We start from the raw sequence: 15,216 nt of genomic DNA, 5'->3' as shown, positions 1-15,216 counted from the left end.
AGGTGAATTATGAACAAGAAAATTTTTGCAACTTTAGAGTTTGATAAAATTCGTCAAGCCTTGGCCCACCATAGCCAGACAGACCTCGGCGAGCAAAAGCTTATGACGGCTAGTCCGAGTCAAGACTTAACTATTTTATTAACTTGGCAAGATGAAACGGAACAGGCGTTTCAAATCTTACAACAAAGTAAACAAATGCCCATTCCGCGTTTAACAAATTTAACTGAAGCACTTAAACGCTTAGAGTTAGGAGCGAGTCTTAATGGCCGTGAATTAAGTCAAATGGGTAAACTGCTCAAGACGGTTAAACAAATGGTTCAATTTTTTCAGGGACTGGCCAAAGAAGATAAACACTATCCAGCCTTAAAATCGTGGGTCGACCAATTGATTGTGTTAACGGATTTGATTGCGGCCATTGAATTGGCAATTAATGAAGATGGAACGGTATTATCGACGGCTTCAACTCAGTTAGCTGCTATCCGGCGTAGCCAGAGTCAAACAGAACAAGCCATTCGCCAATTATTGAATGATATTCTTAAAAATAAGAGCGGACAATTATCTGACGCTTTGATTACCGTTCGGAACAATCGCTATGTTTTACCGGTTAAAGCAGAGTACAGAATGCAATTTGGCGGAATGGTCCATGATCAAAGTTCGACGGGCCAAACCCTTTATATTGAACCACAAGCTGCGGTTACTTTGAATAACAAGCGAAGTCAGCTACAAGCAGATGAACAAAAAGAAATAGAACGGATTCTTGAGGAATTATCTAGTGAATTAAGACCCTATTGGCAGGATATCAATGCCAATCAAGGGATTATTGCCCAACTTGACTATATTCAAGCGCGGGCTTTATATGCTCAAGAAATTGACGCCACGCGGCCAATCTTTTCTGAGCATAATGATGTGGCCCTATGGCAAGCCCGTCACCCTTTAATTGACAGCCAACGAATTGTGGCGAATGATATTATTATCGGTCAAGACTATCGCGCATTAATCATTACAGGACCCAATACGGGTGGTAAAACAATCCTCCTTAAAACCCTAAGTATTATTCAGTTAATGGCCCAGATGGGTCTACATATCCCTTGCCAAACAGGCAGTCAAGTAGCTATTTTTGATCAAATTTTTGCTGATATTGGTGATGAACAATCAATCGAGCAGAATTTATCAACTTTTTCTAGTCATATGACCAATATTGTCCAGATTGTAGAAGAAGCGACTAGCCAGTCTTTAATATTATTTGATGAATTGGGTTCAGGTACTGATCCGCAAGAAGGGGCTGCTTTGGCTATGGCTATTTTAAATTATTTGCGCCAAAGAGATATCATGGTGATGGCCACCACGCACTATCCTGAGTTAAAAGTCTATGCTCATGAAACTCCGCAAACGATTAATGCTAGTATGGAATTTGATAGCCAAACTTTATCGCCAACATATCGCCTATTGATTGGAGTGCCTGGTCGATCGAATGCCTTTGAAATATCACAACGCTTAGGTCTTAATCCGACGATTCTTGCTGATGCCCGTAGGGGAATATCGCCAGATAGTCAATCTATCAATGAAATGGTAGCAAAATTAGAAAAAGAACGGCGTTTGGCTGAGTTAAGTCACCAAGAGGCTTTAGAACAGCTTGAACAAGCCGAGCAATTGCATCAAGATTTACGGACTGAATATGATCGGTGGCTAGAGCAAAAGCACAATTTGGTTGAAAAAGCCAAACAAGAAGCCAACGAGAAAGTCCAAGCCGCTCAAGAAAAAGCCGAGAAAATTATTCAGGAGATTCGTGACTTACAATTGGAACAAGGTCAAAAAGCAGTGATTAAAGAGCACGTGCTTATTGATAAGAAACAAGCTTTTCAACATTTGAAAGAAGAGACTTCTTTGAAGAAGAATAAAGTACTCAAGAAGGCTAAAGCCGCTCAGAACTTTGTGGTTGGTCAGGATGTTGAAGTTTTATCTTATGGTCAAAGAGGAACGATTATTGAACAGAGTTCGGCTAATGAATTTATTGTTCAAATGGGAATTTTGAAAATGAAGATTGATCGCGAAGACTTAGCACCTCTTAAAGCGATCCAACAAAAACGAAAAGTTAACGTACAACGTCAAGCAACAAGTAAAGTGCAAAGTACATTAGATATTCGGGGACAACGGTATGAAGAGGCTCTTTATCAACTAAATCAATACTTAGATACAGCCTTATTATCCCATCACGCCATTGTGACCATTATCCATGGTAAAGGAACGGGAGCCTTACGCCAAGGGGTTAAAGAAGCTTTGAAGAAACATCCACAAGTTGATCATTTCGAATATTCTCCTCCAAATGCGGGTGGAGATGGATCGACAGTGGTCTACTTTAAATAAGCAATATGTTAGCGTGTCATCTAAAAGTTTGCTATGATAGGATTACAATACTGTAGAAGGGGGTTTAGCTATGACTAAAACATTAACGGATAACCAATTTGAACAAGAAACGGCTCAAGGTCTTGTTGTTGTTGATTTCTGGGCACCTTGGTGTGGACCTTGCCGCATGCAATCACCGATTATTGATGAATTAAGCGAGGAATTAGACGGTCAGGTAGAATTTTACAAAATGAATGTAGATGAAGAACGTCAGGTTCCACAAGAATTTGGCATTATGTCAATTCCAACTTTAATTGTCAAAAAAGACGGTCAAGTTGTTGAAAAATTAATTGGCCTTCATGATAAAGCACGTTTAAATGATATTTTAAGTCGTTATATGGCCTAATAGATATAGTCTGGGTAAAAATAACTTCCCCTAGGTTCTCCTTGAATTTGCGTAATTTAACGCATACCAAGGATGAATCTAGGGGGCTTTTTTTTAGACGAACGTTTGGATTGCTAGAACTTGGTAGATTTGCGAAATAAGAGTAGGAATTTGCTCTTGAGGTAAATGGGAGTAGCTGATAAAGAGGTAGGATTGTTCCATTTGAGGGCGCTTATAGCCAAAATCTGCTAGGGTTTGGATTTGGATCTGTCTGCTTAACAGATCTTGTTTTAATTGATGACTATTAAAGGATAGACTCGGTTTAAAAAGGAGATGGAGGCCGGCCTGATCACCTAGAAGTTCAACCTTAGGATCCACATGGATGAGTTGATCGATAATTAATTCGCGTCGTTTCTTATATTCCAAGCGGCTACGATTGAGGTGCCTTTCGAATTGGCCATTTAGAATGAATTGAGCAAGGATCCATTGATTGAAGACATTGCTCGCAGGACTGATTAAGTCTTTGATTTGAGCAATTTGTTGAGTTAAATGTAAGGGAAGAACCATATATGAGGTACGTAATTGGGTTGATAAATTGCGCGAGAAACTTCCCATGTAAATGACTTGGTCGTGAGTATCAAGCTCCTTGAGACTGGGGATGGGGTGACCCGAATATTTATACTCGCTGTCATAATCATCTTCAATTAAATAATGATCTGGCGATTGAGCTAGCCATGAAATAAAGTCTTGACGACGCTCCAAGGGCATGATGACACCAGTAGGGAATTGATGGTTGGGTGTCAGATAGATGAGTGACTTTTTGGCAAAGCTTTGACTGAGAATTGCGCCATGATGATCAAGATCCAAATATTTTATCTTTTTGCCTAATGACTTGAAATAGGGATTTAACCGCTGATAACCCGGGTTTTCAATACCAATCTCTCGGTGATCTTTTAGCAGATAAAACAAGACTTGAAATAGCCATTGAGAAGAGGGGCCGATAATAATTTGGTCAGGGTGACAATGAACACCACGGGCTTGTTTTAAATAGTTTTGCAAGGCATGACGCAAATTACTTAAACCGAACCTTGATTCGTCCCGGTTTACAGCTAGGAGATTAGAAGAGGGGTGATAGGCTTTTTGAGCTAAGCGGCGAAAGGCTGGATAGGGAAATAAGCTTGAATCAGCAGAACTAGATGATAAATCTAAAAGACTTGCTGATGTTTTGTTTGGAAGGCTAAAAGTAATATCGCGGGTCATAGGTTGAGCTAAGTATTGAATATTGGCGACATAGTAACCTTTTCGTTCGTGAGCAATAATGTAGCCTTCTTCTAGTAACTGGTTATAGGCATTAATAATTGTGTTTTGGCTCACACCATTCTGTTGAGCAAGGAGGCGCTTACTAGGTAGTTTTTTACCAGGAGTCAGTTCTTGACTGAGTATACGTTCTTTGATGCGTTGATAGACTTGACGATAAAGGGCAAGTTTTGAATCGGGATTTAGATTTAGAATCATGGGCCACCTCTGGTACCTTCAAATTATTAAAATCTGATACTTTTAATAGTACCAGTTATAGACTATAATTGCATCTAAAAGTAAGGCAAAAGGGGAGAGTTCATGAAGCAAGTCTTATTAGTTAATGATTGGCCAGGAGTTGGGCGAGTAGCAGCAAAGATTAATTGGCCAGTTCTTAGTGCAGCGAATTTTTCAACCACGCTTTTGCCGACTGTTATTTTAAGCGGTCATACGGGCTTACCCTTTCCAGTTAGTCGCCATTTCTTAGCTGAAGATTTTGAGCAATTTCTTTGCGATTGGCAAGAGAATGGCTATCGATTTGATGCTTGCTTAACGGGATATTTTGCCGATGCTGATCAAGTATCTTGCTTTAATTCTTACTTAAATGCTGAGGCACCCATGTCAGTGATAGTTGATCCAATTATGGGAGATGATGGTCACCTATATACAGGCTTTGATCTGACTTATGTCGAAGTAATGAAAGGTTTAGTAGCAAAAGCAGACGTGATTATGCCTAATGTGACCGAGGCTGCTTATTTAAGTGGCTATCCTTATAGCCTTCAGTCCACCCACTCTGATATTACGAAAATGGGTCAGTCCTTGCTTGCATTGGGCTGTCAGCAAGCCATTATTACCGGGATAAATTTGGTCGATGATTCTGATTATATATATTTTGCCTTGATTCAAGCGGAAAAGCCTCTACAATTATTTGCTCAGAAGAAACGCCCATTTCACTACCATGGCTCCGGAGATTTAGCTTCATCTCTGATAGCTGCTTTTTATTGGCAGGGAAGTGAACTTGAAAAAGCCATTATAGAAACGATTGCGATATTGGATGAGGTCTTTGATTTACCGTTGAATCAAGATCCTGACCAAATGAAATATGGTCTAATTATTGAACCTTTTATAGCCAGAATTAATTCATTATTGACAAGGGAGAACGATATTAATGAAACAAGAAAATAACACGTTTAAATTAATTGAAATGAGTTTGTATGCAGCCTTGATTGTGGTTGCCATTAGTTTTAAGATTCCTCTACCTTCAGCATTGAGCAATTCATTTGTTCATTGCGGCAATGCTCTGGTAGCCTTATCCATTCTATTAATGGGTTTTAGAAGAGGACTCGTAGCTTCTAGTCTAGGTTTATTTGTTTTCGATGTGACATACGGCTATGCTAATGAAGCCATATTTGTGGTGATGGAATCGGTTTTAGTTTTGTTGATTATGGAAGGGGTTTATCGAACATTCTTTAAACGTCAACCGAGTCAATTGGCTGTCTTGGTCCTCGGTTTAGTCGCTGCTATTTCTAAGGTGGTCATTATTTATTGGGAATTTGTCATCGGGCAAATGTTTCTTGGTAATCCGTTAAAACAAGCCATGGCGGTAGCTTTAACTGGGATGCCAGCTAGTGTATTTACTGCGATTGCGACCGCTATTTTAGTGCCGCTCCTATTCTATCCTATGAGTAAAATCGTTGGACGCTATCATCCGATAGGTCAATAAATCTAATTGAACTATGATAAAGCTCTTTGTCTATTGTGTTAGACAAAGAGCTTTTACTTGTTTAGGGGCAACATTTTATTTAAAAAAGACTGTGTTATAATAAAGATATTAGTTCCAAAATAGTTAAAGAGGTGGCTCGAATGAAGGATGTAACCGAATCAATAAAAGAAGGGCAAAAAGCTTGGCAAGGTTTTTGGCGCCAATATCAAAAGGGGAATTTCAATAAAAGCAAGGGGATTGGTTTGGGTCGTGGACCGCTATATCTCATCCTCGTCTTATTAGTGGGTCTATATTATTATCTGGTCTTACCACCTCTACATTATGCCTCTGCAGAATGTTGGCAATTTTTAGCTTTAATTTTAGTAGGTGTAATCATAATTGAAGGTTTGCATGGCTTTGGTGGAATAAAAAATGCTGGCTTAGGACGGGTTAGGCGTTTTAACTCACGTTTATGGCTTGGCAGCATCATATTTTTAGTTGTGGGCTTATTTCTTGCTTACCTTTGCTTGTCACCTTTATTCATTGCAAAGTCATATGCGGATATGATTCATGTTGATAAAGCTGACTTTAGTCACGACTTTCCGCAGACAGATATTAATCAAATTCCATTGATTGATCGTGATACGGCATCCCGTTTAGGTAATCGAAAGATTGGGGCTTTATCTAATTTGGTTTCTCAATTTGAAGCTCAAGAAGACTATACGCAGATAAATATTAAGAATCATCCTTATCGGGTAACTCCATTTGCCTATGCAGGTTTTTTCAAGTGGTTGAATAATTTTGGTCAAGGAATTCCTTATTATCTAAAAGTCGATATGGTAAGTGGTAAAGTCACAGTTGAGAAGCCAGAAAGCCCTCTTAAATATTCTTTATCAGATAAATTTGATCGAAATGTGATGCGGGTTCTCCGCTTCCATTTTCCGTTTGCTTTGTTAGGCAAACCTAGTTTTGAAGTTGATGATCAAGGTAATCCTTATTACGTGACGGCGACTTATGGGCGACATTTTTTCATTTGGGAACCGGAAGTGACAGGGATTGTGGCCTTAAATGCTATGACTGGTCAAACCAAATACTATAAAAAAGGTGAAGTGCCTAAATGGGTGGATCGTGTTTATAGTTCGGATCTGATACTCCATCAATTAGAGATGCATGGACGTTATCAACAAGGCTTTTGGAACTCATTGTTTGCTAAAGAGGGAGTTACCAAACCAACAGAGGGCTATTCTTATATTCCTATGAAAGATGATATCTATCTCTATACTGGTTTAACTTCGGTGAATTCTGACCAATCCAATATCGGTTTCGTCCTAGTCAATATGCGGACCAAGCAAACAACGTTCTATCCGGTTACAGCGGCTGAAGAATTCTCGGCCATGAGTTCGGCGGAAGGGTCTGTCCAAGAAAAAGGTTACAAGGCTACTTTTCCACTGCTGATTAGTCTAGAAGGGAAGCCGATGTATATTCTATCCTTAAAGGATGCTTCTGGCTTAATTAAAGCTTATGCCTTAGTCGATGTGCAAAATTATCAGACAGTATACATTGAAAGCAGTGTAAATCGTCTTTTACTCAAATATGCCCAAGATAATCCTTTGGATGTCAAGCAATTGGAGTTAAAGGGGCAGCTTAAGGAATTAAAAGGAGCGGTTCAATCGATACAAGCGACTGTAGTGGATGGAAATACCGTCTATTACTTTATGATGGATGGTAAAATCTATCGGGCAAATATTAAATTAAGTGATCAATTGCCGTTTATTAAAGAAGGAGATCAAGTTCAATTTAAGGCGGATAGCAAGGGGCAAGTAGAAGTCTTTCAATTAGTTCCATAAAGAAAGGAAGGTTCGATGTTAGAAGTTAAAGGATTGTATAAAAGTTTTGGAGAAGTTAAAGCTGTGCAAGATGTTTCCTTTGAAATCCAAGATGGATCGATTTTGGGTATTATCGGGCAAAATGGTTCGGGGAAAACAACCATTTTCCGGATGATTTTGGATTTTTTAACGCCTGAAAATGGGGGAACTGTGCTTTGGGATGGCAAGGATATTGGTAAAGGAATCTATGACATAGTAGGTTATTTACCTGAAGAACGGGGTTTATACGAGAAACTCACTATCGAACAACAAATATTCTATTTCGCCCAACTTCGCGGGATGAAGAAAGCAGATATCGATGCTAAGATTGATCTATGGTTGAAAAAATTTAATGTTAAAGGTAAACGCAAAGACTTAGTAAAAACCTTATCAAAAGGGAATCAACAAAAAGTTCAATTAATTGCTACACTCATTCATGAACCTAAGCTGGTCATTTTAGATGAACCATTCTCGGGTTTAGATCCAGTCAACGCTGATTATTTAAAACAGGGTATTCTTGATTTAAAAGCCAACGGATCGTGTGTCATCTTTTCGAGTCATAATATGAATAATGTCGAAGAAATTTGTGATCAGTTAGTGATGATTCATAATGGAAAACGGGTTTTATATGGCTCAGTTGATGAAGTCAGAGCCTCTTTTGGACGAACTAAGTTGTATATTACGACGGACCAATGGTCAGCCGAACAACTCCAACAAATTTCAGGGGTACGTAGCGTACGCCAACTAAAAGAACATCATTATTTGCTTCATCTTCAAGATGAAGCGGTTGGACAGGCCCTTTTCCCATTGCTTACTCAAGGAAATTACATTCAAACCTTTGATCAACAGCCACCCACATTAGAAGAAATTTTTAAAATGAAAGCAGGTGCCAGTCATGAAAAAGAATAAGATGAGTATTATTATTAAAGAAGTCTATCGTAAGAATATCTTTTCTTGGGCCTTCTTTTTCATGGTGTTTGGTCCGCTTATTATGATGGCTGTGGTTGGAGGAATTGGCTTCTTAATCGTTAAAGATAGTCAAGCCTCTAGTTATGGACAGATTGCGGTGGTTAATGCCAAATCAGAAATTCAAGAGGTAATTAAAGCTAGTGAACCTAAAAATAACTATCAATTTGATTTGACGAAAGAAGAAGCAGAGAAATCACTTAAAGCCAATCAAATTGAAGGGTATCTCCTCTTTAAGCAGGGAGAACATGAATTAGCTCCAGTCTATTACCGTCAAGCAACTAGCAAGGATATCAAGCTTAAATCCATTCAAGAAGGCTTAAGTCATTTTCAATTGCAAAAATTGGTTGAACAAATGGGATTGACCAGTGATCAATTGAAGGCTATCCAAGCTAATCAGGTAAACATCCAAACTATTAAACTTAAGGTAGACAATCAAGGTAAGACGCGTGCAACGGACGCCAATAATCCGGTTGAACAGATGAAATCCGCTGTCGCCTATGGTGTTTGTTTCATCGTGTTCATGTTTATCATGAATTATATTGGTATTATCTCTCAAGAGATTGCTGCTGAAAAAGGCTCGCGCATCATGGAAATTATTTTATCTAGTGTTTCGGCGACCAGTCATTTCTTTGGCAAAATGATTGGGATTGGCTTGGTGATTCTGACTCAATTAGCTATCTATCTCGTCATGTATGGTGTGATTCGAGTCATTATTGAACAATTTGATTTGCTCAATGTCTTGGAACAATACGATATCAATTTAGGATCTATTTTAGCTAACAGTTCCGATGTAATTGGGCTAGGTGGCCTTTATGCCTTGATCGGTATTCTTATCTACTCAAGCATTGCTGGCTTCTTAGGGTCTTTAGTTTCGAGAACTGAAGATGTTCAAAAAATGATTACACCGATTACACTTTTGGCGGTAGCTGGTTTTTATATTGGCATGTATGCCTTAAACTCAACCAATAATCCAGTTGTTCAAATAGGCTCGCTCATTCCTTTCTTTACACCTTTCGTTATGCCATTTAGAATTGCAGCTGGGACCGTGAGCACTAGCCAGATTATTTTATCCATTATTCTTAGCCTTATTTTTATGGGTCTGGCCTTATATCTGTCAGCCATGTTCTATAAGAGTAATGTTTTGGTCTACAGTGATAAAGGTTTAATTAACACGTTTAAGCGTTCTTACCAATTATGGAAAAGTGAACGAGAAGCATCATAATAAAAAATGCGCTCATGGAATTTTGGCTGGTAGCTTATCTTTCATGAGTGCCTTTTTATAAGGTCAAAAAATATTGAGGAAACTGGTTTCATTTAATTGATGATTCTTGATAAGTAGAGAAAATCAGAATTTTTCATAGCTGACTTAAATAAATTTCATTATTTCTTCTTAGGTCTTTTAAGGCGCAATGAAGGAAACTATGCTAAAATATAAGGGTATGAAAAGAGAGGGATTTAAATGAAACATTTACCCATTGGTTATATTGATTCTGGCTTTGGCGGTTTGACAGTTGTTAAAGAGAGCCTTAAGCAATTACCTAATGAATCAATAATTTTTCTAGGTGATAATGCCCGTTGTCCTTATGGTTCGCGTCCTTTAAGTGAAGTAAAACATTATATTTGGCAAATGGCCCATTTTTTGATGGAAAAGGGTATCAAAATGTTAGTCATTGCTTGTAATACAGGGACAGCAGCTGCTTTAGATGATTTACGCTTTAATTTGCCGATTCCAGTGGTGGGTGTGATTCATCCTGGATCACGTGCAGCTATAAAAGCGACCCTGAATGATAAGATAGGAATAATTGGAACGATAGGTACGGTTGAGAGTCATTTGTATGATGAGATACTTCTTGAAAAATCTGACCAAATCGAAGTCTATGCAAAAGCTTGCCCAGATTTTGTGCCAATTGTAGAAGAGAATCGTATCTTCTCAGAAGAAACTAAACAACTCACGCAAGAATACTTGGCTGAATTTAAAGAGCAAGGTATCGATACTTTAATCCTTGGATGTACCCATTACCCGCTCATGAAACGTGTCATTGGACCTATTGTTGGTCCAGAGGTTAAGTTAATTGATTCAGGTGCAGAAACAATTAGTGAAGTCAGCGCCTTGTTGGATTACTTTAATCTTAGTCGAACAGTTGAAGAGGCAAATTTAAAACCAGCCAGTCATCAATTTTTCACGACGGGGTCTGCTGAAACCTTTGCTGAATTTGCTAAAACATGGTTACCCATAGCCTCGCTTGAGGTTAAGTCATGTCGTATAGAAGGAGAGAAAATCATTGAAATTAATCATTGCGAGTCATAATACTGGTAAAATTAAGGAGTTCCAAGCTCTTTTTTCTCAATTTCCTCAAATTGAATTGACTTCCTTAATCGACTACCCGGAAATTGCCGAGGTTGAGGAGACCGGTATGACGTTTGAAGAAAATGCTCGTTTAAAAGCAGAGACCATTGCGCAACAAATGAATTGTTTGGCTTTAAGTGATGATTCAGGCTTGGTTGTTCCTTCATTAAATGGGGAACCCGGAGTCTATAGTGCTCGTTATGCAGGCTTAGAGAAGAATGATCAAGCCAATATTGATAAACTATTAGCAAATTTAGAAGGAAAGTCTGCTCAAGAACGAAAAGCTTATTTTGTTTCCTGCCTTGTACTAAGTCATCCCAAAGTTGATAGCTTAGTTGTTGAAGGTCGGGCTTATGGGCATATTTTACCCCAAGTAACAGGGGATCAAGGTTTTGGCTATGATCCAGTATTCTTTTCAGATGAAGAACAAGCGAGTTTTGCTGAGATTCCGTTGGAACGAAAAAATCAAATCAGTCACCGAGCAAAAGCGCTGGCTAAACTCTTAGAAGTTTTACCAGATTGGTTAGAGGAGATAGATGAGCCATGAAATTCTTATTAATGAGTGATAATCATGGGCGTTGGCAAACTGTCTCAGCCTTGTTAGAACGCTTTGCCAGTCAAGTTGACTATGTCTTTCATTGTGGAGATTCTGAATTTCCAGCAGATGATCCGATTTGGGACCAAATCGATGCACGAGTAGCAGGCAATATGGATTTTGATCCAAATTATGCTAAAGAAGAATGGGTGACAACCCCAATTGGAAAAGTTTTAATTGTTCATGGACATCATCATGGCGTAAATTTTGGTTTAGATAAATTAGTAGCCTATGGTCAGTCTCATGGAGCTAGCTTTATCTTTCATGGACACACCCATCGCCTACATGCGACTGTAGTGGATCAAATTTTGCTTTGCAATCCTGGGAGTTTAAATCATTCCCGCGGGGCGTATGATGGCACAAGCTTAGCCATGATCGACATCAATCAAGCCGGTATTCAAGTCGATTTTCTTAATGAAGAAGGAAATCTGATTACAGAATTAAGTCAACATTTTCCGCCTTTAGGGGGGGATAGTGATGATTAGTCGCGTGATTGAAGACAATATCTGCCCTCAACTAGAAAATTTGATGATACCAGCCGATAATGTCGCTAATGTTGTTTCGACTCATTCCCTGAATAATGGACTACTTGTGCTGTCACAAGTAAAATATTCGATGATTCCTGTTTTGACACCAAAATCTACAATAATTGGCTTAGTTGGGATGCCACAAATTATTAACAAAGTGACCACTTTGAACGGTTTTGATATGTCCTTATTGGATCACCATTCAATTGAAGAATTAGACTTGTATCCGGTTGTTAAAGTTACCTTAGATACTAATTTAGAAGTCTTGATTAAGCATTTAATTGATCATAACTTCCTATGTGTGGTAGATCCCGAACGAGATGACTTATTCCTCGGCATCATTACTCGGAAGGCCATCATGAAACGATTGAATTTTTTTATCCATCAAATATCTAAGGATGAAAAACTAAATAATCTGCTAGCTAATTTGAGTAAGTAAAGTAAAAAATGAAAATCCGTATTTTTTCTACTAAAGGTCGATATCCACACAGAAAGTGTTGATATATCGACCTTTTTATCATATTTGCGTACATTAATAAAAGAAAATTGATAAAATTTTGCAGATATTGACGAGTTGAATTATTTGTAGTAGTGGTGTAAACGTGTTATATTCAATTCAAGAAATCAGTAAAGGAGTGAAGTGTAAATGACGATAGGAGAAATTGCAGCAATCATCTCAGCGGTGGCTTTTGCAGTCTTGGTAATCTTCTTATGTTTAAACTTAATGAAGACACTAGGCATCTTGAAAGATTTAAACGAAACGGTAAAACGTTTAAATTCAACAGTTGATGTTGTGACCAAAGATGTGGATAATTTATCCATTGAAGTGGAAGGCTTATTAAATAAAGCAAACACCCTTGTTGATGATGTGAATGGTAAGTTAGGTAAAACCGATCCTTTATTTACTGCTATTGGGGATTTGGGTGTTACTGTATCGGATGTCAATGATTCTACCAAAGAAATGACAGCGAACTTGGTGTCTGGCATTTCAGCAAAGAAAAAATCTTCACCGATTGAAAAGTTCATAAAGGCAACCAAAAAGATTGCCGATTCTAAGCCCTCCAAATTGCCTAAGATTAAAGAAGAGCAAGATGAAGAGGTCGAAGTAGTTCCTGTAAGTCACCCCGTTGTGGAAGAACCAACCGCACCCATTACTCAAGATTATTCAAACCTAGTTTCAGAAGAACCTGTTGATTATCTTGATGAGACAGAAAAACAAGAATTACCTTTAAACTAATAAGTCGTAACTAACTTTAATAATGAAAGGAAGATTCGTATGTCAAAACAACAAAATAATGGTGGTTTCGTACTAGGTGCTATTTTTGGTGCAGCTATTGCTGGCGCAGCAGCTTTATTATATGCTCCAGAATCAGGTGAAGCATTACGTCAACGTTTGAATGACGAAGCGCTTAACTTGAAAGATAAAGCAAATACTTATGCAGAAGAAGTTAAGAACAAAACAGAGCAAGTGAAACAAACCGCTCAAGAAACTAGCCAAGATATCAAAGTTAACTTGAAACAATCTGCTGATAACTTAAAATCTGAATATTCAAATTTAAAATCTTCTGTTGATGAAAAAGATGTGAAAGATTCAGTGAAACAATTTGCTGATAAAGTAAAAGATGAAGCTTTAAACCTAAAAGAAGTTTTAGTTAACGAAGGCAAGCATCTAATGAATGAAGCATCAAATTCAGCTCAAGTTGTGAAACATGAAGCAGGCTATTCAGTTGAAAAAGTAGAAGAAGAAGCTCACGATATCAAAGTTGATTTAAAGGATGAACCTAAAATCGATTCAGAGTTCTAAGCTTTAAGATCAATCGTTGGAACTTCGGTTTCAACGATTTTCTTTTATAAATTATTTTTGAAACACTGTATGAAAGCTCCTATTTAATTTCATAAAAAAAGCGTATATTCGCCATATTAATGTAATTAAAACGCTTGCACATTCTGCTCTCCTATGTTACATTATTCTTGATAAAAATAGTGAAAGAAGGGTAAAAATGGACAAGCAAACTATAACAATCTATGATGTTGCGCGTGAAGCAGGTGTTTCAATGGCAACTGTTTCTCGGGTCGTCAATGGAAATCCCAATGTCAAACCGAGTACGCGAAAAAAGGTTTCTGAAGTAATTGATCGATTAGATTATCGTCCAAATGCAGTGGCACGAGGTCTAGCTAGTAAGAAAACCACGACTGTCGGTGTAATTATACCAAATGTCACAAATCTCTTCTTTTCATCATTAGCTCGTGGAATTGATGATATTGCCTCAATGTATAAATATAATATTATTTTAGCTAATTCAGATGATAATCCTGAAAAAGAAATTCAAGTGTTCAATACCTTATTAGCTAAACAAGTAGATGGTATTATCTTCATGGGCGAAGATATTAATGAACATATCTTGCAAGAAGTAAAACGGACTCATACACCGGTCGTATTTGCTGGCACAATTCTTTCTCAAGGCGATATTTCTTCAGTTAATATTGATTATCGCGCTGCGATTAAGGCAGTGACTAACCTTTTATTAGCAACTAAGGAATATGTTGCTTTAGTAACAGGACCATCACATTATGATATTAACAAAGATTATCGTTTAGCAGGCTATAAAGATGCCTTGAAAGAAAACGGATTACGTTATAAGAGTGATTTAGTATTACAAAGTGCATTTAAATATAAAGATGGAGAACAAATTGTGGCTGCTTTATTAGCGGCAAAAGCTGATGCTGTTGTGGTGTCGGATGATGAGATTGCGATTGCTATCTTAAATGCTTTGTCAGATCGAGGTATTAAAGTACCTGAAGATTTCGAAATTATGACTAGCAATAATTCGATGCTAACCGAAATTGTTCGACCACAATTATCTTCAATCCAACTTCCATTATATGATATTGGTGCAGTTGCTATGCGACTATTAACTAAAATTATGAATAATGAAGAAATTGAAGAACGTCAAATTATTTTGCCATTTAAAGTGGTTCATAGAGGTTCTACCAAAAACTAAAAGTGAGGTAGATAGTTATGAAACAAACCGTTCAAAAAATTCAAGCATATATTGCAATTGGCTTATTAGCTCTTCAATTATTTCAATCAATAAAAAAATTAATCAGTCAAAGTCAAAAAGCTAAAACCAAAGTTTAAATACATTTATCCAGTCTACTCAAGTCATTAACTACTTGGGTAGACTTT

General features: G+C 37.7%; 15 protein-coding genes. 14 read left to right on the top strand and 1 reads right to left on the bottom strand.

Features of this window, described 5'->3' with window-relative positions; genetic code table 11:
• The first annotated feature begins 9 nt into the window (after window positions 1–9).
• Window positions 10–2,364 (top strand): endonuclease MutS2, encoded by a 2,355-nt coding sequence (locus EIH20_RS06255; RefSeq protein ID WP_124058872.1) that lies wholly within the window; start codon window positions 10–12, stop codon window positions 2,362–2,364.
• A 70-nt stretch (window positions 2,365–2,434) separates the two neighbouring features.
• Window positions 2,435–2,749: a thioredoxin gene (gene trxA / locus EIH20_RS06250; RefSeq protein WP_124058870.1), complete on the top strand. Its 315-nt coding sequence runs from the start codon at window positions 2,435–2,437 to the stop codon at window positions 2,747–2,749.
• Window positions 2,750–2,842: 93 nt separating this feature from the next.
• Here the strand turns inward: trxA and pdxR are convergent, their stop codons facing one another.
• Window positions 2,843–4,243, bottom strand: a complete 1,401-nt coding sequence (gene pdxR / locus EIH20_RS06245) for a MocR-like pyridoxine biosynthesis transcription factor PdxR (RefSeq protein ID WP_124058868.1) — start codon at window positions 4,241–4,243, stop codon at window positions 2,843–2,845.
• Between the two features lie 102 nt (window positions 4,244–4,345).
• Between pdxR and EIH20_RS06240 the strand changes: the two genes are divergently transcribed.
• The 12 genes from EIH20_RS06240 (at window position 4,346) to ccpA (ending at window position 15,031) form a co-directional block, all read left to right on the top strand.
• Entirely contained in the window at window positions 4,346–5,209 is an 864-nt protein-coding gene (locus EIH20_RS06240; protein ID WP_124058866.1) for a bifunctional hydroxymethylpyrimidine kinase/phosphomethylpyrimidine kinase, read from the top strand.
• Window positions 5,193–5,747, top strand: a complete 555-nt coding sequence (locus tag EIH20_RS06235; protein ID WP_124058864.1) for an ECF transporter S component — start codon at window positions 5,193–5,195, stop codon at window positions 5,745–5,747. The genes EIH20_RS06240 and EIH20_RS06235 overlap by 17 nt, the downstream gene beginning before the upstream one ends.
• Before the next feature lie 140 nt (window positions 5,748–5,887).
• A complete protein-coding gene (locus EIH20_RS06230; protein WP_124058862.1) occupies window positions 5,888–7,573 on the top strand; it encodes a hypothetical protein in 1,686 nt (561 codons plus the stop codon).
• A gap of 15 nt (window positions 7,574–7,588) precedes the next feature.
• Complete coding sequence (locus EIH20_RS06225) at window positions 7,589–8,500, top strand: ABC transporter ATP-binding protein (protein WP_124058860.1); 912 nt, start codon at window positions 7,589–7,591, stop codon at window positions 8,498–8,500.
• A complete protein-coding gene (locus EIH20_RS06220; RefSeq protein ID WP_124058858.1) occupies window positions 8,487–9,782 on the top strand; it encodes an ABC transporter permease in 1,296 nt (431 codons plus the stop codon). The genes EIH20_RS06225 and EIH20_RS06220 overlap by 14 nt, the downstream gene beginning before the upstream one ends.
• 237 nt (window positions 9,783–10,019) lie before the next feature.
• Window positions 10,020–10,868: a glutamate racemase gene (gene racE, locus EIH20_RS06215; protein ID WP_124058855.1), complete on the top strand. Its 849-nt coding sequence runs from the start codon at window positions 10,020–10,022 to the stop codon at window positions 10,866–10,868.
• A complete protein-coding gene (locus tag EIH20_RS06210; RefSeq protein ID WP_124058853.1) occupies window positions 10,843–11,454 on the top strand; it encodes an XTP/dITP diphosphatase in 612 nt (203 codons plus the stop codon). The genes racE and EIH20_RS06210 overlap by 26 nt, the downstream gene beginning before the upstream one ends.
• The gene (locus EIH20_RS06205) at window positions 11,451–11,987 is read left to right on the top strand and encodes a YfcE family phosphodiesterase (RefSeq protein WP_124058851.1); all 537 of its coding nucleotides are present in this window, start codon (window positions 11,451–11,453) and stop codon (window positions 11,985–11,987) included. The genes EIH20_RS06210 and EIH20_RS06205 overlap by 4 nt, the downstream gene beginning before the upstream one ends.
• On the top strand, window positions 11,980–12,468 hold the full coding sequence (gene cbpB / locus EIH20_RS06200; protein ID WP_241152403.1) for a cyclic-di-AMP-binding protein CbpB: 489 nt from the start codon (window positions 11,980–11,982) through the stop codon (window positions 12,466–12,468). Before EIH20_RS06205 ends, cbpB begins: the two co-directional genes overlap by 8 nt.
• A gap of 207 nt (window positions 12,469–12,675) precedes the next feature.
• On the top strand, window positions 12,676–13,266 hold the full coding sequence (locus tag EIH20_RS06195; RefSeq protein ID WP_124058846.1) for a DUF948 domain-containing protein: 591 nt from the start codon (window positions 12,676–12,678) through the stop codon (window positions 13,264–13,266).
• Between the two features lie 39 nt (window positions 13,267–13,305).
• Window positions 13,306–13,833 carry a YtxH domain-containing protein gene (locus tag EIH20_RS06190; protein ID WP_124058844.1) on the top strand — a complete coding sequence of 176 codons (528 nt, stop codon included), beginning with the start codon at window positions 13,306–13,308 and terminating at the stop codon, window positions 13,831–13,833.
• A gap of 196 nt (window positions 13,834–14,029) precedes the next feature.
• Complete coding sequence (ccpA, locus tag EIH20_RS06185) at window positions 14,030–15,031, top strand: catabolite control protein A (RefSeq protein WP_124058842.1); 1,002 nt, start codon at window positions 14,030–14,032, stop codon at window positions 15,029–15,031.
• Window positions 15,032–15,216 lie beyond the last annotated feature (185 nt).

It is taken from the genome of Vaginisenegalia massiliensis, assembly GCF_900604935.1.
Taxonomy (GTDB): Bacteria; Bacillota; Bacilli; order Lactobacillales; family Aerococcaceae; genus Vaginisenegalia; species Vaginisenegalia massiliensis.
This window is presented reverse-complemented; position numbering and strand designations above follow the sequence as displayed.